This is a genomic window from Actinomadura napierensis, assembly GCF_039529375.1.
In the GTDB taxonomy this organism is placed as follows: Bacteria; Actinomycetota; Actinomycetes; order Streptosporangiales; family Streptosporangiaceae; genus Spirillospora; species Spirillospora napierensis.
The window spans coordinates 66,727-84,788 of sequence record NZ_BAAAMR010000024.1 but is presented as its reverse complement, the minus strand read 5'-3'; the positions used below and the strand labels follow the sequence as shown (position 1 = coordinate 84,788).

Genomic DNA, 18,062 nt, shown 5'->3' with positions numbered 1-18,062 from the left:
GCACGGCGAGAGGTCGGGTCGGAGGTCGCCGGTGACCAGTGGCGCGTGGAACGAGTCCATCCCCGGAATCGGTACGTACTTCGTCGGTATCGACGTCGCCCCGGGACGGTACCGGTGCGACGACGCGGGCGGCGGCTGGTGGGTCCGCTTCGCGGGCCCCGGCGGCGGCGACCCGGTGGGCATGTGGCCGCTGCCGGCCGGTGCCGCCGAGGTGGAGATCGAGTCGGCCGACTTCGCGTTCGAGACCCACGTCGGCACGTACTGGCGGCGGATCGCCCCGCCGCGCCGCGCCGGGGACGGCCCGGCGGCCGAGCCCCGCCCGGTCGCCGATCCCGCGCTGCGCGCCGAACTCGACACGCTCGTGGCGCGACGCCGCCCGCTGCTGTGGCTGGCGCCGCTGACCGTCCTCGGTCTCGGGCTGCTGGGCTCGCCGCTGCTCGGTTCGCTGTGGCTGATCGGCCTCGGCATGCTCGCGGTCCTGGTCGCGCTCGGCACCCCGTCGGTCTCGCTCGACCTGCGCCGCGCCCGCGAGCTGGAGCGGCGCCGCCACCGCTACCTCACCCCCGAGGACTTCGACGACCGGGGCCGCCTGATGCTCACTCGCGTGCAGACCGCCGTCGACACGGTCCGCGACTCGCAGGTGAACCGCGAGGGGCTGCTGGACGCGGTCGACAACGCGGTCACCCTGCCCAGGCAGGAGTGGGAGATCGCGCAGGTGCTGGCGCGTCAGTCGAAGCTGCGGCGCGAGCAGGAGGAGATGACCGAGAGTTCGCCGCTGCCGGAGGTGGAGGCGGCGCTGCGTCCGCTGCGCGAGAAGCTCGACATCTCGGTGGCCGCGGTGACGCGCCGGATCGAGGCGCTCGAACGCTACGCCGAGCGTGCCCGCGCCGCCGACGAGGCGCTCGCCGCGCACCGCCACCTGGAGTCCATCGCGGCCAAGGCGCACGAGTACGACGAGCTGCTCGCCGACACCGTCCGCGACGACCTGGCGCTGCCCGCGATCGAGCGGCTCACCGAGCAGGGCGATGCGCTCGTCCGCACGCTGCGCGAGCGTCTCGCCAAGGCCGCCGAGGCCGGCGGCGAACTCCCGCCGCCCCCGTCCGGCTGACTCCTCAGAGCACCCGCGCGTACATCAGCGCGAACACCAGGTACGGGACGAGGAACGTCCAGCTCGCGACGATGATGCCGTGCAGCACCTCGCCCGGTTCGCGCGCCCGTCCGAGGAAGCGGTGGTACACCCAGACCAGCAGCGGCGCGAACGCGGCCTGCGTCCACAGCGTCCGGTGCGGGAACACGTGGCCGGTCGCGGCCAGCGTCACCGCGAGCGCGCAGGACAGCGTCCACGCCGCGAGCCCGATCCGGTAGGCGCCGCGCGGGCCGAGCCGTACGGCGATGGTCCGGTACCCGCTGGCGAGGTCGGCCTTGTAGTCGGTGACGGTCGTCGGGATGTACAGCGCGGTCGCCACCAGGACGCCCTCCACCGCCATCACCCACGGGAAGCCCCCGATGGGGCGCACGACCGTCCATCCGGCCAGCAACGCGAACCCGCCGACGCCGACCGCGTTGGTCGCCACGTCGAACCCGGGCCTGTCCTTCAACCGGACCGGCGGCACGCTGTAGAGCCATCCGAGCACCAGGAACCCGAGCGTGACCAGCGCGAACGCCGGACGGACCGTCAGCGCGACGAGCAGCGCGGCGGCCGCGGTGACGTGCGCGGCGACCAGCGCCCCGCGCACGCTCAGCCGTCCCTCCACCAGCGGCGCGTCGTCCTTGCGCGGGTTCTTCAGGTCGCCGTCCAGGTCGAAGGCGTCGTTGATGGCGAGGACCGCCAGCCACACCAGCGGCCCCCACACGACGAGCCCGGTCAGCACGGGCGTGACCGCCTCCAGGCACCCGCCGCTCACCGGCACGCACGCGTCCTGGCCGGCGATCAGCCACCGCGTCGCGAGCAGGTGCCCGACGTAGAACGGCACCAGCGAGACCAGCCAGATCGCCGGCCGCGCGATGAGCCACAGATCGACCAGCACCCGCGACCGCCGCACGGCCGCCCGCACCGGAACCCGGTGCCGCTGAGAAGCGTGATGCCGCTCAGAACCGTGATGTCGCTGAGAAGCGCGCATGCCCGTCACCCCCAAGGGTCCCTCGACGCGCGCCCACCTCTATTGGACACTACGTCCATTTGACGTGCGGTGGCTAGTTCCCGGGAGGGTCCGGTTCATGCGCGGCCACCGGGATGATCTCGGCGGGGCGGGTGGTTCTCTCCTTCGTGGAATCGACGATGATGCGGGCGGTGGTCGCGGAGCGGCCGGGGCCGCCGGACGTGCTGCGGGTGCGCGAGGTGCCGGTGCCGGAGCCGCGGCCCGGGTGGACGCTGGTCAGGGTCCGGGCGTTCGGGCTGAACCGGTCGGAGATGTACACCCGGCAGGGGCACTCCCCCGACGTGCGGTTCCCGCGCGTTCTGGGGATCGAGTGCGTCGGGGAGGTCGCCGCCGGCGGCGTGCTGGCGCCGGGGACGCGGGTCGCCGCGGTCATGGGCGAGATGGGGCGGGCGTTCGACGGCGGCTACGCCGAGTACGCGCTGCTCCCGGACGACCTGCTCATCCCCGTCGCGACCGAGCTGGACTGGGAGGTCTTCGGGGCGCTGCCCGAGACGTACCTGACCGCGCAGGGGTCGCTCGACGCGCTGCGCCCGGACGGCGGGACGCTGCTGGTGCGGGGCGGGACGTCTTCGGTCGGGATGGCGGCGCTGTCGCTGGCCCGGGGCCTCGGCCTCCGGACGATCGCGACGACGCGCAACCCCGCGAAGGCGGAGGCGCTGACGGCGGCGGGCGCCGACCACGTCGTCGTGGACGAGGGCGGTATCGCGGACGGTGTGCGGGCGATCGTGCCGGACGGCCCCGACCACGTGCTCGAACTCGTCGGCGCCGCGACGCTCGTCGACTCGCTCGGGCTCGTCCGCAAGGGCGGGACGGTGTGCATGACCGGCATCCTGAGCGGCGAATGGACGCTCAAGGAGTTCGGGCCCATGCAGGCGATGTCGACCGGGACGCGGCTCACCGTGTTCCTCAGCGACGACGTGCAGGGGGCGGCGGGTGCCGCCGCCCTGCAGCGGCTCGTGGACGGGGTGGCCGACGGGACGTTCCGCCCCAACATCGACCGCGTCTTCGCGCTCGACGAGATCGCGGACGCGCACCGGTACATGGAGGCCGACAAGGCGACCGGCAAGCTCGTCGTGCGCCTCTAACCGGGCTCTGGCCGGGGTCTAGCCGAGCAGGGCGCGGATCTGGTCGGGGCCGGTGAAGACCTCGGCGGCCATCCCGGTCTCGCGGGCGGCGAGCACGTTGCGCTCGGTGTCGTCGATGAACAGCACGTCGGCGGGCTTCACGCCGAGGCGTTCGGCGCAGATGCGGTAGGCACGGGGGTCGGGCTTGGCGACGCCGATGGTGCACGAGTAGGTGAGCGCGTCGAACCGGGACAGCCAGCCGCGGTGCCGGGCCTCGAAGCGCGGCACCAGGTCGGCGATGATGTTGGAGAGCAGTCCGAGGGTGCGGCCGCCGTCGGCCAGTTCGTGCACGAGCGCGACCATCCGCTCGTCGACGTTCGTCCAGCTGCGCAGGTCGGCGTCGATCAGGGCGGGCACGTCGGGGAACTCGGTGCCGAGGGCGGCGGCGACGTCCGCCCAGTAGGCGGTGCTGTCCTGGCCTGCGTCGTAGCCGGGGCGCAGCGCCCAGTACGCGTCCCAGAAGGAGGCGCCGGAGACGCCGGCGATCTCCTCGATCTCCCGCACCGCCTCGGGGGTCTGGGTGCGGGCGATGACGCCGAACAGGTCGAAGACGATCACATCGGGCATGGTCCGAGGGTATGCGGACGGCCGGGTGCGGGCGGCGCCGGGATCTAGAACAAGCGCTTGTGCAGACCGTAAACTGCCGTTGATGCGCGGACTGAGCAAGCGGTTGGGCGCGCACGGCATAATGAGAGGGTGACGACCACGAGCGCGAATTCCGGGCGGGCCGGGGCCCGTGCCGAGGGCGGCGCGCGCCGCCGCGGCAAGGGCTCGCCGGCCCTGGCGTCGGAGCGCCGCGAGCACCTGGTCAGGCTGGCCGCGGAGCTCTTCGCGGAGAAGGGCTTCCAGGCCACCACGGTCCGCAACATCGCCGACGAGGCGGGCATCCTGTCCGGCAGCCTCTACCACCACTTCGACTCCAAGGAGTCGATCGTGGACGAGATCCTCACCGGCTTCTTCGACGAGACCATGGCCGCCTACCGGGCCGAGGTCGAGGCGGGCCGCGACCCGCGGGAGACGATCGCGGGGCTCGTCCGGGTCGCGTTCAACGGCCTGGAGCCGCACCGTGCCGCGATCACGGTGATGCAGAACGACTGGAACTACCTCCAGGGCATGGACCGCTTCGCCTACCTCACCAAGTCCGAGGACGAGGTGGAGAAGATGTGGGTGGAGACCATCGCGGCCGGCCAGGAGCAGGGCCTGTTCCGCGAGGACATGGACCCGCGGCTGACCTACCGGATGATCCGCGACACCATCTGGGTGGCCGTCCGCTGGTTCAAGCCCGGCGGACGGCTCGACGCCCAGAGCCTCGGCGAGCACTACATCAAGGTCATGTTCGACGGGATCAACACCCACTAGCCCCGGACCGGCACCCCCGTGCGCGCCTCGGCCGCCTCGGGGCGGCGGCGCGGCAGCAGCCGGGCGATCGGCCCGGGCAGCCACCAGTTCCTCTCCCCGAACAGCTCCATCAGCGCGGGGACCAGCACCATCCGCACGACCGTCGCGTCGATCAGGATGGCCACACCGAGCCCGAGGCCGATCTGCTTGACCGCGATGTTCGCGCCGAGCAGCACCGACAGGAACACCATCACCATGATCGCGGCGGCCGCGGTGATGACGCGCGCGGTGCCGGCGAGGCCGCGCGCGACGGCCTCCCGCGTCGGGACGCCCGACTCGTACGACTCGCGGATCCGCGACACGAGGAACACCTCGTAGTCCATGGACAGCCCGAACAGGATCGGGAACATCATCAGCGGCACCCAGGTGGTGACCGGCATCGAGGTCGGGAAGCCGAGCGCCTGCCCGCCCAGCCCCACTGGACGACCGCGGTCAGCACCCCGTAGGCGGCGGCGATCGACAGCAGGTTCATCAGCGCGGCCTGCAGCGCCACGGTCAGCGAGCGGACGAGCGCGACCAGCAGCACCAGCGACAGCCCGACGACGACCGCGATGAGCCACGGCAGCCGGGTCTGGACGTCGTCGGCGAAGTCGATGGACGCCGCGTTCTGGCCGCCGACGTAGGCCCGCAGGCCCTTCCCGTCGGTGACGCGGGGCAGCACGTCGTCGCGGAGCCGGTGCACCAGTTGCGGGGTGGCCTCGTCCTGCGCGCCCGTCGTCGGGAACGCCATGATCATCGAGATCGCGCCGTCCGGGCTGGTGCGCGGCGGCTGGACGGCGGCGACGCCCGGCGCACCCTGCACGGCCGCGGCGACCGGCGCCGGGTCGCCGCCCCGGGTGACGATGACCAGCGGTGCGGCGGTGCCGGGGCCGAAGCCCTCGGCCATGATCTGGTTCGCGGCGTAGGCGCTGGTGTCGTGCGGCTGGGTGCTGGAGTCGGGCAGGCTGAGCCGCATCGACAGCGCCGGCACCGCGAGCACGAGCAGCAGCGCGGCGGCGCACAGCCCGGTGACGACCGGGTGGCCCTGGACGACCCGGGCCCACCGCTCGGCGAGCGGGCGGCGCGCCCGGCCGAGCCCCGGCACGCGCAGCCGGTCGATGGCGCGCCCGGTGAAGCCGAGCAGCGCGGGCAGCAGCGTGACGGAGGCGAGCATCGTCATCAGCACCGCCACGCCGGCGGCGACGGCGACGGCGTTGAACAGCTTCTGCTGCATCACGAACAGGCCCATGAGCGCGATCACGACGGTGCTGCCGGCGAACAGCACGGCGCGTCCGGCGGTGGTGATGGCGGTGACGGTCGCCTCCTCCGGCTCCTTGCCGGCGGCGAGTTCCTCCCGGTAGCGGGTGACGATGAACAGCGCGTAGTCGATGCCGACGCCGATGCCGATGAGCGCGGCGACGATCGGCCCGAACGACGGCGCGGGCAGCAGGTGCGCGATCAGCGCGATGAGCCCGAGGCCGGAGCCGATGCCGAGCAGCGCGGTGACGATCGGCAGCCCCATCGCCAGCACCGAGCCGAACGCGACCAGCAGGATGACGACGGCGGCGAGCACGCCGATGCCCTCCGACGATCCGCCGCCCGCGGTCTCGGCGTTGTCGATCGCAGCGCCGCCGAGCTCGATCCGCAGGGGGCCGGAGTCGCTGCGGACGTCCTTGATGAGCTTGTTGACGTCCGAGGCCGGCACGTCGTCGGTGGGGACGTCGAGGTTCGCGGTGGCGAACGCCGTCCGGCCGTCCTTGGAGATCTGCCCGGGGACCTCGTACGGCGAGGTCACCGAGGCGACGTGCGGCGTTTTGGCGAGCCGGTCGATCGCCGCGGTGACGCGGGCCTTGGTATCCGGTGCGCGCACCCCGGCGTCCGCCCGCACGGCGAGCGTGATCGTTTCGCCGCTGCGCTTCGGGAAGTGCTCGTCCAGCAGCTTCTTGGCGGTCGCCGACTGGGAGGCGCCGCCGGTGAAGTCGTTGAGCGGTTTCGCGGCGAAGCCGTAGCCGAGGACGAGGACGGCGAGCGCGCCGACGATCCAGGCGACGACGACGAGCCGCCGCCCGCGGTAGCAGACCCGGGCGAGCCTGGCCAGTTTCATGGGAACCACCTTCGCGGGAGCCCGCGGGTAGAGAACGTGTCGTTCCCCGAATCGTGGCTCCCGCACCCCGCCCGGGTCGTCGGGCGTGCGGCGGCATCCGGGCCGTCCGCTACTTCCGCTGGAGTACATCCGGCGCGGTATCCCACCGTTGACCGCGCCGAACGTCCATAGTGTGCTTAGTCACAATTTGCCGAGTAGGGGTGTCGCATTGGCCCGTGGGGACGCTGTTACTGAGGAGATCTTCGGGGGGAGGGCGGCATGACGGCTCCACAGGGCGCCGGCGGGGACGAGCCGACGCCCGCGGCCATCCGCGCCGCCACGGCGCGCGGGCTGCAGGAACAGTTTCCGGGAGTACGGGTCTGGTACGGGCGGGCCACCGGCTCCTGGTGGGCCATGGTCCCGCTGCGGGGCGGGCCGAGGCTGCTGGAGGCCCCCACGCCGCAGCAGCTCCGCGACGAGATCATGAACTCGCGGACCCGGGGGTGACCAGCCCCGACTCGTAGGCGAGCACCACCAGCCGGGCCCGGTCGCGCACGCCGAGCTTGCTCATCGCCCGGCTGACGTGGGTCTTGGCGGTGAGCGGGCTGACCGCGAGCGCCTCGGCGATCTCGGCGTTGGACAGCCCCCGCCCGACCAGCCGCACCACCTCCCGCTCCCGCTCGGTGAGCGCCGCGAGCCGGCCGAGGGCCGCGGGGGCGGGTCCGGGGCGTCCGCCGACGAACCCCTCGATGACCGCGCGGGTGACGGCCGGGGCGAGCAGCGACTCGCCGCCCGCCACCACCCGGACGGCGCTCACCAGCTCGGCGGGCTCCATGTCCTTGACGAGGAATCCGGCCGCGCCCGCGCGCAGCGCCAGGTAGATGTGCTCGTCGTCGGTGTAGGTGGTGAGGGCCAGCACGCGCACGGTGTCGAGCGCGGGGTCGGAGGCGATCCGGCGGGTGGCGGCCAGCCCGTCGGTGCCGGGCATCCGCAGGTCCATGAGGATCACGTCGGGCCGCAGCCGGCGGGCCAGCTCCACCGCGGCGTCGCCGTCCTCGGCCTCGCCCACGACCTCGATGCCGTCCTCGCCGGTCAGGAGCATCCGGAACCCGGCCCGCACCAGCGACTGGTCGTCGGCCAGCACCACTGTGATCACGGCTGCTCCCCCGCTCCGCCGGGCCACGGCGGCCCGGACCCGACGGCGCAACCGTACGACGATCCGGGCGGCGTGCGGAATCGGACCGTTCCCACGAGGGCGCCGCTGGGCGCCGCGCGGAGGGCGCACGGGAGGAAGGCCGTCCGCCGGGAACGGGGCGCGATCCGTTCCCGGCGGGCGTTTTGTGAAACTAACCCGAAAAGTGCTCAGACACAAGCGCTTGCTCGGTAAGGGTTGTGTGGGACAGCGCACATCGCCGGGCCCGGCCGGCGGCCGGGCCCGCGTCAGGTCTCGTACTGGATGGCCGCCCGCTCCGCGACGAGCGGCGCGACGAACTCCTCGACCACCGCGCGGTGCGTCGGATGGTCGCGGTACACCAGGTAGTCGTCCTTGCCCGCGAAGTCCGCGACCACGATGAACTCGTAGGTCCCCGGGTCCACCCCCGCGTCCAGGCCGACGCTGTACCCGCGGATCTGCGGGATGACCCCGGTCAGCTCGCGCAGCCGCGCCGCGACCTCCTCCTGCTGGCCGATCGTCGTGCCCTCGGCCCACCTGAACATCGCCACATGACGGAAACCGCTCATGCGGGCACGCTACCGAGAAGCGGCGGGCTCAAACGGTCCCGAGCTCCGCGGCGACGATCGCGCCGAGCTCCCAGCACGCCTCCAGGTCGGCCTTGCCCGGCACCCCCGTCACCACCACGGGCGGCTGGACGGCCTTCCACTTCAGCCCCGTGGTGATGGACTCCAGCGCGCGCAGGGCCCCGGCCGCCTCGTTGTTGCCGTGGAGGAAGGCCCCGAACGGGCGGCGGATTGTCTCCTCCAAGCACGGGTAATAAATCTGATCGAAGAAGTGCTTGAGCGCCCCGGAGAGGTATCCGAGGTTCACAGGGGAGCCGAGGAGGTAGCCGTCCGCCTCGAGGACGTCCACAGCGGAGGCGGTCAGCGCCGGACGGGACACGACCTCCACGCCCTCGACCTCGTCCGTGGACGCCCCCGCGCGCACCGCCTCGAACATCGCCTGGACGGACGGCGAGGGCGTGTGGTGAACGAGCAGGAGCCTCTTCATCCCCACGAGACTAGCCAGTTTCCCTCCCGGTGGCCGGGTACGGCCGTCCTGGGGCGAGAGACCGCCGGGGACGCCGGAAGCGGCGTCAAAGGAGGTGTCCGGACGACGCTGACCATGAGCGGCCAAAGATAACGTCCGATCCGGGGAATGAGTTCCAAAGGATCTTGGTTGGAGCTCTGCGGAGGTGTCCTTCTGTGCATGCAGCGAAATCGGCCGAGCGGCCCGACGGCCAGGCGCTCCCCGTCTGGCCGCTGGCGCTCGTCGCCGCGTTCGTCGCCGTACTGATCGCCGTGCCCGCCATGACGCGGGCCCCGCACTGGCTCGACCGGCTCTCGCAGGTGGTGACCGGAACGCCGCTCGCCCCCGCGCACGCGGTGTCGCTGGCCCTGGTGCTGCTGCTGGTGGCGCGCGGCGTCCTGCTGCGCCGCCGCGCGGCCTGGTACGGCCTCGTCGCACTCGTCGTCCTCGGCCTGCTCGCCGTCGTCGCGGGCGATGACGCGCTGTGGCGGGTGCCGCTGCTGGCCGCCGTCCTCGTCGGGCTCTGGCTGGAGCGCGACCGGTTCCCGGTCCGCCCGCACCCCGACCGCGTCCGCACCGCGGTGAAGACCGGCGCGATCCTGGTCATCGGCGCGGTGGCCGGGTCCCTGCTGGTGGGCGGCGTGTCCGTCCGGTCCGTGCAGGTCGTGGCGAGCGGCCTCGGCGCCACCGGCGCGCGCATCGACGGCGCTTCCTGGTTGCCCGGCGTGCTCGGGCTGGCCGGCGCGGTCGGCCTCCTCGCACTCGTGATGACGCTGCTCGCACCGGACCCGGCGCCGCCGCCCGGCGACGAGGACGAGCGGCGCCGCGTCGCCGGCCTGGTCGCGCACCCGGGCTCGGACACCCTGGCCCCGTTCGCGCTGCGCCGCGACAAGTCCTACGTCTTCAGCCCGGACGGGCGCGCCGCGATCGGCTACCGGGTGCTGTTCGGCGTCGCGGTGGCGGGCGGCGACCCCGTCGGTGACCCGAGGTCGCACGCCGCCGCCGTCCAGGAGTTCCTCACGCTGTGCCGGACGACCGGCTGGCGTCCGGCGGTGCTCGGCGCGAGCGCCGACCTGCTGCCGGAGTGGGGCCCGCTGCGCTCGTTCGGCTTCGGCGACGAGGTCGTCGTCCGGCCGGAGGAGTTCACGCTGTCGGGCCGGCAGATGCGCAACGTCCGGCAGGCCGTCAAGCGGACCGTCAACGCCGGCGTCACCACCGAGATCGTGCCCGAGCGCGAACTCTCCCCTGGCCTGCGCGCCGAGCTGCTGGAGGTGGCGTCCGGCTCGCTGGGCGGCGCGGCCGAGCGCGGCTTCTCGATGAACCTCGACGAGCTGCTCACCGGCTACCACCCGGGCGCGGTCGTCGCCATCGCCTACGGCGAGGACAAGAAGCCGATCGCCTTCCAGCGCTACGTGACCGCCGGCGAGGGCATCAGCCTGGACGCGATGCGCCGCGCCCCCGGCGGGCCGAACGGCGTCAACGAGCGGCTGATCGTCGAGATGGTCGAGTACGCCGGCGAGCAGGGCCACGCACTGGTCTCGCTGAACTTCGCGGCCTTCCGCGAGCTGCTGGACGCCGAGGAGCGCGGCGCCCTGGAGAAGGCCGGCTACCAGGCCCTGCACCTGCTGGACCCGCTGATCGCGGTCGAGTCGCTGTACCTGTTCGACAAGAAGTTCCGCCCCGCGTACAAACCGCGCAGCATCGTCTTCCGCTCATGGTTCGACATCGTGTGGCTGGCGGCGGCTCTGCTAACGCTGGAGTTCGGCCGCACCAAGCCCGCGTCCGCCGCGAAGGAGCCCGTCACCGAACCCGCCCACAATTACAGCCGCTACTAACCCACAACGGCTTGGTGTCGATATCGGGCCGGGTAGTTCGTGTAGGGGGTGAGATCTACCGGCGAGGGGTGAGGGTGATGAAGGTGCGGGAGGTTCGGGTGTTGGTCGGGGGGCGGGGGTTGGTGGAGTCGCCGCGGTGGCATGGCGGGCGGGTCTACTTCTCCGACTGGTCGGCCGGTGAGGTCGTCGCCGCGGATCCGGACGGGCGCAGCGAGGTGGTCGCGCGGGTGGAGTCGCTGCCGCTCTGCACGGCGTGGCTGCCGGACGGCGGGCTGGTGGTCGTCGATTCGCCGGGCGGCCGGCTGCTGCGGCGGGAGGACGACGGGTCGCTGGCCGTGCACGCGGAGCTCGGCCGGACGGGGTGGAACGACATCGTGGTGGACGGCCGCGGCAACGCTTACGTCAACCGGCCCGGCTTCGACCCGATGGCCGGGGAGGAGTTCAGGCCGGGTTCGGTTTTCCTGGCGGCGGTGGATGGGACGGTTCGGGAGGTGGCCGGCGACATCGCGTTCCCGAACGGGATGGCCGTGACGCCGGACGGCTCCACGCTGATCGTCGCCGATTCCTACCGCGGTGATCTGGTGGCGTTCGAGATCGGCGCGGGCGGCGGGCTGTCGGGGCGGCGGGTCTGGGCCGATCTGGGCGACGGGACGCCGGACGGCATCTGCGTCGACGCGGATGGGGCCGTCTGGTACGCGGACGTCCCCCATAAGAGGTGCGTGCGCGTCGCCGAGGGCGGCGAGGTCCTGGACACGGTCGAGTTGGACCGGGGCGCGTTCGCCTGCGTGCTGGGCGGGCCGGCCGGGACGACGCTGTTCATCACGGCCGCGGAATGGCAGGGCATGACCGAACCGGAGCCGGTGCGGCCTGGAAGCGGCCGGGTCCTGGTCACGGACGTCGAGGTGCCCGGCGCGGGATGGCCCTGACCTCGCCGTTTCCCAGGGTGGGGGGCGGGTAGCGCACCGGCGTGGAGACCTCGAACGCCATCATGTCCCGGCGCAACGTCCGGGAGTACAGCGACCGGCCGATCCCGCCGGACGACCTCGACCGCATCCTCGAGGCGGCGCGGCGGGCGCCGTCGTCCAAGAACTGGCAGCCGTGGGACTTCGTCGTGGTGACCGGGCGCGAGCAGTTGGAGGAGCTGGCGGCCGCGGGAGAGTACGCGGCGCACATTCCTGGTTCGGCGGCGACCATCGCGCTGGTCATGCGGGACTACGACGCCCCCGGCGAGCGCGAGACCGCGCGGTTCGACCTGGGGCAGGCGATGCTGAGCATCATGCTCGCGGCGGTCGACCTCGGGATCGGCAGCGGACACGCGACGGTGATGGACCAGGGGGTGGCGCGCCGCGTTCTCGGGCTGCCGGACGATCGGTACTGCGCCTACCTGGTCGCGCTCGGGTATCCGGCGGGCCGTCCGCTCAAGCCGGTGCGGAACCCGGCCCGGCGGGACTTCGAGGACGTCGTGCACCGCGACCACTGGTGATGCGCTGAGGCGGGGGCCGCTGCCCGGTCCACTGGAATCTTCGAGCATGATTCTAGAAACCCCCGTTGAGAGGACCGGGCATGAGCAGCACTGTGCAGGGCCACTGCGATCCGGCGTTCACCGCCGTCCGCGAGGTGTTCGAGCAGAATTTCGCCGACGGGAGGGAACTGGGCGCCGCCGTCACCGTGTACGCGGGCGACCGCAAGGTCGTCGACCTGTGGGGCGGCGTCGCCGACCACCGGACGGGACGCGAATGGGCCGCCGACACGCCGTGCTTCGGCTTCTCGTGTACCAAGGCGGTGACCGCCGCGGCGGCGATGCTGCTCGCCGAGCGCGGCGCCTACGAGGTGGACGGCCCGGTCACCGCGTGGTGGCCGGAGTTCGGCGAGCACGGCAAGGACGGTGCGACCGCCGCGCACCTGCTGTCGCACCAGGCCGGACTGCCCGCGTTCGGCCGTCCCGTGTCGGCGGAGGACGCGGCGAACCCGAAGGCGCTCGCCGACCTGCTGGCCGGGCAGGCTCCCGAATGGACGCCGGGCGAGGCGCACGGGTACCACGCGCTGACGTACGGCTGGCTGGCCGGGGAGATCGTCCGGCGGCTGTCGGGCAAGACGGTCGGCGAGTTCGTGAAGCAGGAGTTCGCGAGCGACCGGGACCTGTGGATCGGGGCGCCGGACGCGGTGATCGAACGGGCCGCGAAGATGACCGCCAAGGGCCGGGTCTCCGGCGGCGCCGACGCCCCGAAGACGGCGGTCGGCGACGTGCTGGAGCGGCTCGCCGCGGCGTACACCGATCCGCGGAGCGCGACCAACCGGGCGCTGAACAACCCGCATCCGGGCAAGGGCGGGTACAACAACCCGGTGGTGCTGCGGGCGGGCTGGCCGTCCGCCGGGATGCTCGCGACCGCGCCGGCGTTCGCGGGGCTCTACCGCGACCTGGTGGCGGGCCGGATCCTGCGCCCGGACACGCTGCGCGAGGCCATGCGCCGCCGGGTGTCCGGGCCGGACCGGACGCTGATCGTGGAGAGCTCGTTCGGACTCGGCTTCATGCGCCCGTCGCAGACGTTCTTCGTCCCGAAGGCGGCCCGGGAGACGGCGTTCGGGCACACCGGCGCGGGCGGCTCCATCGGGCTCGGCGACCCGGACGCCGGGCTGGCGCTGGCGTACCTGCCGAACAGGATGGGCGAGCAGTTGTCCGGTGACCTGCGGGCCTTCCGGTTGACGGAGGCCGCGTACGCGTCGCTGGGCTGAGCCGGGTCACTGCATGGTGATGCCGCCGCTGACCGAGATGGTCTGGCCGGTGATGTATCCGGCGCGGTCGGTGCACAGGAACGCGATGATGCCGGCGACGTCGTCCGGGCGGCCGATGCGGCGCAGCGGGATCTGCTTGGCGAGTTTGCCGAGCAGATCCGGGTGCCGGTCGGACACCGCCCGGACCATCGGCGTGTCCGTGGGGCCCGGGCAGACGATGTTGGAGGTGACGCCGCCCGCCGCCGCCTCGCGGGCGAGGGTCTTGGCCAGCCCGAACAGGCCCGACTTGGTGGCCGCGTAGGCGCCCTCGCCGCCGGATCCGGCGCGGGCGCCGTCGGAGGAGACGAAGACGAGCCGGCCCCAGCCGCGCCCGGTCATCCCGGGCAGCAGGGCGCGGGTCAGCTGCATCGGGGCGCGCAGGTTGACCCGCCACATCAGGTCCCAGTGGGCGGGGTCGCTGTCGGCGAACGGCTCGACGATACTGACGCCCGCGTTGTGGACGAGCACGTCCACGGGCCCGGCCCCGGCGGTGAACGTGTCGATGGACGCGGGGTCGGCGAGATCGACGTGCGCGGCGGTGCCGCCGATCCCGCCCGCGACGTCCTCGGCGGCGGGAAGGTCGAGGTCGGCGACGACGACGCGGGCGCCGAGCGCGGCGAGGTCGGCGCAGATCGCCCGGCCGATGCCGCCGGCGCCGCCGGTGACGACGGCGGTGCGCCCGCCGAGTGCCATGCCGTCCATCGGGCCTCCGTTCCGCCGCTCGCACCGACCTTCGTCACGGTAGTGCGCAGGCCGTCCGGGCGATGGGGCCGGTCCGGGCGGTAGCGTGCCGGTTCATGGAGGTACGCGACCTGCACCCGTGGCCGTCCACGCCGGAGGAGGCGGAGGCGATCCAGGACCGGCTGCGCCCGCTGCTGGAGCTGGACGTCCCCGGGCCGGCGAGCCCGCGCACGGTCGCGGGGCTGGACGTCTCGTACGCGGGCGACGGCGGCGGGACCGGGACGCGGCTGGCCGCCGCCGTGGTGGTGCTGGACGCGGCGACCCTCGACGTCGTGGAGGAGTCGGTCGCCGTCGGGACGGCCGCCTTCCCCTACGTCCCCGGCCTGTTCGCCTTCCGCGAGCTGCCGACGCTGCTGGACGCGCTCCGGAATCTCAAGACCACGCCTGACCTGCTCGTCTGCGACGGGTTCGGGGTCGCACATCCGCGCCGGTTCGGCCTCGCCTGCCATCTCGGAGTGCTCACCGGCCTGCCTGCGATCGGCGTGGGCAAGACCGCGTTCGTCGGGACCTACGACCCGCCGGGCGGGCGGCGCGGCGACGCGAGCCCGCTCATGCACGGCGACGAGGAGGTCGGGCGGGTGCTGCGGACCCGCGATGGCGTCAAGCCGGTGTTCGTGTCCGTCGGGCACCGCGCCGACCTCGGCTCGGCGTGCCGCACCGTCCTCGCGCTCGCTCCCGAGTACCGCCTTCCGGAGACGACCCGCAGGTCGGACCGGCTGTCGCGCGACGCGCTCGGAACCTGAGGGCGGACAACACCGCCCTCCTCGACGTACGTCCGGCAAGATGGCAGGCTTTTCGGGTAACAGGCGGCGGCCGGTCCCGGCCGTCCGCGCCACCGCTGGACGGTGCCCATGCAACCGCGCCCGATGCGGGCCGACGCCCGCCGCAACTACGAGCGACTGATCAGCACGGCCCGCGCGGCCTTCATGGAACACGGCACGAGCGCGTCCCTGGACGACATCGCCCGGCGTGCGGGCGTCGGGTCCGGGACGCTGTACCGGCACTTCCCCACCCGCGACGACCTGCTGCACGCGGTGCTGAGCGAGCGGATCGACGGGCTGCTCGCGCACGCCGCGCAACTGATGGGCGAACCGGACCCGGAGGTGGCGCTGGCCGGCTGGCTGCGCGGCTACCTGGACGGCGCCATGAGCCCGCGCGGCACCTCGACCGTGATCATCGAGGCGATGTCGGCGCGGTGGGCGGCGACGCGGCTCGGCACGGCCGCCGGGGCGATCCGCGACGCGGTCGGCGGGCTGCTGGAGCGGGCGCAGCGGGCGGGTGCGATCCGGACGGACGCCGACGCCGCCGACCTGCTGCGGCTGACCAACGCGATCGGCGTCGCGGCCGAGCGCGCCCCGGATCCCGCGGGCTACGCCGACCGGATGCTGGCGCTGCTGTTCGACGGGCTGCGCACGCGGTGACCGGGCGTCCGGCGCCGGGCCGGGGCCCTCTTGTTGCCGAAACCAAGCGTTCGCTAGTTTGGTGGGACGCCGCGGTCGCGGTGCCCGCTGGGAACGAGGAGCGTTGATGGGGCAGCTTGACGGCAAGGTGGCGCTGATCACCGGTGGTGCGCGGGGCATGGGCAAGGCCCATGTGAAGCGCTTCGTCGCCGAAGGGGCGAAGGTGGTGTTCGGCGACGTCCTGGAGGAGGAAGGCGCGAAGCTCGCCGCCGAACTCGGGGACGACGTCCGGTTCGTCCGGATGGACGTGACCTCACCGGACGACTGGCAGACCGCCATCGACACCGCGACGTCCGCCTTCGGGGCGCTGAACATCCTGGTGAACAACGCCGGCATCCTCCGCCACAAGACCATCGAGGACATGGCGCTGGAGGAGTTCCGGCAGATCATCGAGGTCAACCTGATGGGCCAGTGGCTCGGCATCAAGTCGGTGACGCCCGCGATGCGCGCGGCCGGCGGCGGCTCGATCGTCAACGTCTCCTCGACCGAGGGCTTCGTCGGCGCGGACGGCCTCGCCGCCTACAGCGCCAGCAAGTTCGGCGTCCGCGGCCTCACCAGGTCCGCCGCCCGCGAACTCGGCAAGGACGGGATCCGCGTCAACTCCATCCACCCCGGCGGCATCATCACCCCGCTGTTCATGCAGGACGACATCATCGCGGCCAAGGCCGACAGCGCCGACGCGCTCATGAAGGCGCTCCCCCTCGGCCGGATGGGCAAGACCAAGGAGGTGTCCGGCCTGGTCGTCTACCTGGCGTCGGACGACTCGTCCTACTGCACCGGCAGCGAGGTCCAGGTCGACGGCGGCCTGCTGACCGGCGGCGGCTACTGACGCCCCCGGGCCGCCGGATCACGAACCACCGGCGGCCCGATCCGGTCGGCGTTCCGTCCACCTCTCGACGACCTCGAGTTGCGCGGCCAGCGAGATCAGCGTCGCCTCGTCCGAATCGTGTCCGAGAAGCTGCGCCCCGATCGGCAGGCCATTGCGCGTGAATCCCGCAGGGACGTTCACACCGGGCCATCCCAGCACATTCCACGTCCACGCATAGGGGCACGCGGCGGCGACACCGGACTGCGTCTTGTGATACCCGGCTCCGTCGAAGGCGCCGACCTTCAACGGCGGCTGCGCGGTCGTCGGCGTCAGCACCACATCGGCGAACCGGAAGATGCGGCCGACCTTTCTCCTCAAGTACGGGTCCATCTTCCTGGCCAGCGGGAGCAGCCGTTTCCCCAGCGTCCGCCCGATCCGCGCCTCGACCTCCGTGCGCGCCTCCGGCCGCGGGTTCGGCATCGCGTCGAGCCAGTCCGCGACCCCGGACGTCCCGCGCGGGATGAGCCCGAGCCCCACCAGGCCGTAATCGGGGTCGGCCGGAAAGACCTTGTGCCCCAGCTCGGTGAGCCTTCTCGAAAGCCGCTCGACGGCCTCCCGGATCTCCGGATCGAGTTTCCCGCTCACCCCGAACGCCGTCCGGTACGAAACGGCGATGCGCAACCTCCCGGGTTCCCGCCTCGTCGCGTCCACGAAAGGCAATACAGGACGGCCCACCTGGTAGACGTCATCGGGATGGCTGCCCGAAAGCACGTCGAGCATCAACGCCGCGTCCTTGACGCTTCGCGCCAACGGACCCCAAACGGTGATCCCATTGAAAGGGTCGGTGTGGGGATGGCCGGAAACCCGCCCCCGCTGCGGCTTGATGCCGACCAGCCCCGTCCACGCCGCCGGAATCCGGATGGACCCCGCCCCGTCGGACCCCACGGCGCCCGCGACCATGCCCGCCGCGACCGCCGCCGCCGACCCGCCCGACGACCCGCCCGGCGTGTACTCCGGGTTCCACGGATTCCGCGCGATCCCGTACTCCGGCGACTCGCTGAACGGCCACAGTCCGATCTCGCACGTCGTCGTCTTGCCCACGATGACCGCGCCGGCGGCCCGCAGCTTGCGCACGACCTCCCCGTCCCGCTCCGCCGGCCGGTGGTCGCCGGCGACCGCGAACGGCGTGGTCTCCCCCACGATGTCCGTATCGTCCTTGATCGCCACGGGCACCCCGAGCAGCGGCAGCCGCTCCCCCTCGGCCAGCCGCTTGTCGGCCTCCCGCGCCTCCTCGACCGCGGCCTCCCGCACGACCCGGAAGGCCCCCAGCGACTCCTGCCGCCCGATGCTCTCCAGCGACGCCTCGATCAGTTCCGCGGAGGAGACCTCCCCCTTCCGCAGCGCGTCCGCCTGACCGGCCAGACCCAGCTCCACGCCAGCCTCCCGTGTATCGTTCGTTCG

20 protein-coding genes are annotated in these 18,062 nt (G+C 72.9%); 11 read left to right on the top strand and 9 right to left on the bottom strand.

Annotated features, from left to right (window positions below):
- Positions 1-31 precede the first annotated feature (31 nt).
- Positions 32-1,108 carry a hypothetical protein gene (locus ABD296_RS16175; protein ID WP_344267270.1) on the top strand — a complete coding sequence of 359 codons (1,077 nt, stop codon included), beginning with the start codon at positions 32-34 and terminating at the stop codon, positions 1,106-1,108.
- A gap of 4 nt (positions 1,109-1,112) precedes the next feature.
- Here ABD296_RS16175 and ABD296_RS16170 read toward each other — a convergent pair whose 3' ends face one another.
- Positions 1,113-2,054, bottom strand: coding sequence for a UbiA family prenyltransferase (locus tag ABD296_RS16170; protein WP_344267268.1), 942 nt, complete (start codon positions 2,052-2,054; stop codon positions 1,113-1,115).
- 212 nt (positions 2,055-2,266) lie between these two features.
- On the opposite strand from ABD296_RS16170, the gene ABD296_RS16165 reads away from it, so the two are divergent.
- Positions 2,267-3,244 carry a zinc-binding dehydrogenase gene (locus ABD296_RS16165; protein ID WP_344267266.1) on the top strand — a complete coding sequence of 326 codons (978 nt, stop codon included), beginning with the start codon at positions 2,267-2,269 and terminating at the stop codon, positions 3,242-3,244.
- An 18-nt stretch (positions 3,245-3,262) separates the two neighbouring features.
- Here ABD296_RS16165 and ABD296_RS16160 read toward each other — a convergent pair whose 3' ends face one another.
- Entirely contained in the window at positions 3,263-3,850 is a 588-nt protein-coding gene (locus ABD296_RS16160) for an HAD family hydrolase (protein WP_344267264.1), read from the bottom strand.
- Positions 3,851-3,979: 129 nt separating this feature from the next.
- On the opposite strand from ABD296_RS16160, the gene ABD296_RS16155 reads away from it, so the two are divergent.
- Complete coding sequence (locus ABD296_RS16155; protein WP_344267262.1) at positions 3,980-4,642, top strand: TetR/AcrR family transcriptional regulator; 663 nt, start codon at positions 3,980-3,982, stop codon at positions 4,640-4,642.
- On the opposite strand, the gene ABD296_RS16150 is transcribed toward ABD296_RS16155, so the two are convergent.
- Together ABD296_RS16150 and ABD296_RS16145 are read right to left on the bottom strand one after the other, a co-directional pair.
- Entirely contained in the window at positions 4,639-5,061 is a 423-nt protein-coding gene (locus tag ABD296_RS16150; RefSeq protein ID WP_344267260.1) for an MMPL family transporter, read from the bottom strand. The two genes, ABD296_RS16155 and ABD296_RS16150, sit on opposite strands and share 4 nt — an antisense overlap.
- Entirely contained in the window at positions 5,034-6,764 is a 1,731-nt protein-coding gene (locus ABD296_RS16145) for an MMPL family transporter (protein WP_344267258.1), read from the bottom strand. Before ABD296_RS16145 ends, ABD296_RS16150 begins: the two co-directional genes overlap by 28 nt.
- Before the next feature lie 258 nt (positions 6,765-7,022).
- On the opposite strand from ABD296_RS16145, the gene ABD296_RS16140 reads away from it, so the two are divergent.
- Positions 7,023-7,250: a hypothetical protein gene (locus tag ABD296_RS16140; RefSeq protein ID WP_344267256.1), complete on the top strand. Its 228-nt coding sequence runs from the start codon at positions 7,023-7,025 to the stop codon at positions 7,248-7,250.
- On the opposite strand, the gene ABD296_RS16135 is transcribed toward ABD296_RS16140, so the two are convergent.
- The 3 genes from ABD296_RS16135 to ABD296_RS16125 all read right to left on the bottom strand — a co-directional run bounded on the left by ABD296_RS16135 (position 7,225) and on the right by ABD296_RS16125 (position 8,967).
- Complete coding sequence (locus ABD296_RS16135; protein WP_344267254.1) at positions 7,225-7,899, bottom strand: response regulator transcription factor; 675 nt, start codon at positions 7,897-7,899, stop codon at positions 7,225-7,227. The two genes, ABD296_RS16140 and ABD296_RS16135, sit on opposite strands and share 26 nt — an antisense overlap.
- A 284-nt stretch (positions 7,900-8,183) precedes the next feature.
- Positions 8,184-8,483: a Dabb family protein gene (locus tag ABD296_RS16130; protein ID WP_344267252.1), complete on the bottom strand. Its 300-nt coding sequence runs from the start codon at positions 8,481-8,483 to the stop codon at positions 8,184-8,186.
- Positions 8,484-8,511: 28 nt separating this feature from the next.
- Positions 8,512-8,967 (bottom strand): flavodoxin family protein, encoded by a 456-nt coding sequence (locus ABD296_RS16125; protein ID WP_344267251.1) that lies wholly within the window; start codon positions 8,965-8,967, stop codon positions 8,512-8,514.
- Between the two features lie 194 nt (positions 8,968-9,161).
- Here ABD296_RS16125 and ABD296_RS16120 point away from each other — a divergent pair, with 194 nt between their 5' ends.
- The 4 genes from ABD296_RS16120 (at position 9,162) to ABD296_RS16105 (ending at position 13,553) form a co-directional block, all read left to right on the top strand.
- Complete coding sequence (locus ABD296_RS16120; RefSeq protein ID WP_344267250.1) at positions 9,162-10,820, top strand: bifunctional lysylphosphatidylglycerol flippase/synthetase MprF; 1,659 nt, start codon at positions 9,162-9,164, stop codon at positions 10,818-10,820.
- A gap of 122 nt (positions 10,821-10,942) precedes the next feature.
- On the top strand, positions 10,943-11,746 hold the full coding sequence (locus ABD296_RS16115; protein ID WP_344267248.1) for an SMP-30/gluconolactonase/LRE family protein: 804 nt from the start codon (positions 10,943-10,945) through the stop codon (positions 11,744-11,746).
- A gap of 41 nt (positions 11,747-11,787) precedes the next feature.
- Complete coding sequence (locus tag ABD296_RS16110) at positions 11,788-12,303, top strand: nitroreductase family protein (protein ID WP_344267246.1); 516 nt, start codon at positions 11,788-11,790, stop codon at positions 12,301-12,303.
- A gap of 80 nt (positions 12,304-12,383) precedes the next feature.
- The gene (locus ABD296_RS16105; RefSeq protein ID WP_344267244.1) at positions 12,384-13,553 is read left to right on the top strand and encodes a serine hydrolase domain-containing protein; all 1,170 of its coding nucleotides are present in this window, start codon (positions 12,384-12,386) and stop codon (positions 13,551-13,553) included.
- Between the two features lie 6 nt (positions 13,554-13,559).
- Here ABD296_RS16105 and ABD296_RS16100 read toward each other — a convergent pair whose 3' ends face one another.
- Positions 13,560-14,294, bottom strand: a complete 735-nt coding sequence (locus tag ABD296_RS16100) for an SDR family NAD(P)-dependent oxidoreductase (RefSeq protein ID WP_344267242.1) — start codon at positions 14,292-14,294, stop codon at positions 13,560-13,562.
- A 95-nt stretch (positions 14,295-14,389) separates the two neighbouring features.
- Here ABD296_RS16100 and ABD296_RS16095 point away from each other — a divergent pair, with 95 nt between their 5' ends.
- The 3 genes from ABD296_RS16095 to ABD296_RS16085 all read left to right on the top strand — a co-directional run bounded on the left by ABD296_RS16095 (position 14,390) and on the right by ABD296_RS16085 (position 16,622).
- Positions 14,390-15,076 carry an endonuclease V gene (locus tag ABD296_RS16095; RefSeq protein ID WP_344267240.1) on the top strand — a complete coding sequence of 229 codons (687 nt, stop codon included), beginning with the start codon at positions 14,390-14,392 and terminating at the stop codon, positions 15,074-15,076.
- Positions 15,077-15,184: 108 nt separating this feature from the next.
- On the top strand, positions 15,185-15,754 hold the full coding sequence (locus tag ABD296_RS16090; protein WP_344267238.1) for a TetR/AcrR family transcriptional regulator: 570 nt from the start codon (positions 15,185-15,187) through the stop codon (positions 15,752-15,754).
- 106 nt (positions 15,755-15,860) lie between these two features.
- Positions 15,861-16,622 (top strand): glucose 1-dehydrogenase, encoded by a 762-nt coding sequence (locus ABD296_RS16085; RefSeq protein ID WP_344267236.1) that lies wholly within the window; start codon positions 15,861-15,863, stop codon positions 16,620-16,622.
- Positions 16,623-16,640: 18 nt separating this feature from the next.
- On the opposite strand, the gene ABD296_RS16080 is transcribed toward ABD296_RS16085, so the two are convergent.
- Positions 16,641-18,035 (bottom strand): amidase, encoded by a 1,395-nt coding sequence (locus ABD296_RS16080; protein WP_344267234.1) that lies wholly within the window; start codon positions 18,033-18,035, stop codon positions 16,641-16,643.
- Positions 18,036-18,062 lie beyond the last annotated feature (27 nt).

Coding starts and splice junctions, on each gene's coding strand:
- ABD296_RS16160 (WP_344267264.1), bottom strand. CDS start 3,850: ATGCCCGATGTGATCGTCTTCGACCTGTTCGGCGTCATCGCCCGCACC.
- ABD296_RS16150 (WP_344267260.1), bottom strand. CDS start 5,061: ATGCCGGTCACCACCTGGGTGCCGCTGATGATGTTCCCGATCCTGTTC.
- ABD296_RS16145 (WP_344267258.1), bottom strand. CDS start 6,764: ATGAAACTGGCCAGGCTCGCCCGGGTCTGCTACCGCGGGCGGCGGCTC.
- ABD296_RS16140 (WP_344267256.1), top strand. CDS start 7,023: ATGACGGCTCCACAGGGCGCCGGCGGGGACGAGCCGACGCCCGCGGCC.
- ABD296_RS16130 (WP_344267252.1), bottom strand. CDS start 8,483: ATGAGCGGTTTCCGTCATGTGGCGATGTTCAGGTGGGCCGAGGGCACG.
- ABD296_RS16125 (WP_344267251.1), bottom strand. CDS start 8,967: ATGAAGAGGCTCCTGCTCGTTCACCACACGCCCTCGCCGTCCGTCCAG.
- ABD296_RS16105 (WP_344267244.1), top strand. CDS start 12,384: ATGAGCAGCACTGTGCAGGGCCACTGCGATCCGGCGTTCACCGCCGTC.
- ABD296_RS16100 (WP_344267242.1), bottom strand. CDS start 14,294: ATGGACGGCATGGCACTCGGCGGGCGCACCGCCGTCGTCACCGGCGGC.
- ABD296_RS16095 (WP_344267240.1), top strand. CDS start 14,390: ATGGAGGTACGCGACCTGCACCCGTGGCCGTCCACGCCGGAGGAGGCG.
- ABD296_RS16090 (WP_344267238.1), top strand. CDS start 15,185: ATGCAACCGCGCCCGATGCGGGCCGACGCCCGCCGCAACTACGAGCGA.
- ABD296_RS16085 (WP_344267236.1), top strand. CDS start 15,861: ATGGGGCAGCTTGACGGCAAGGTGGCGCTGATCACCGGTGGTGCGCGG.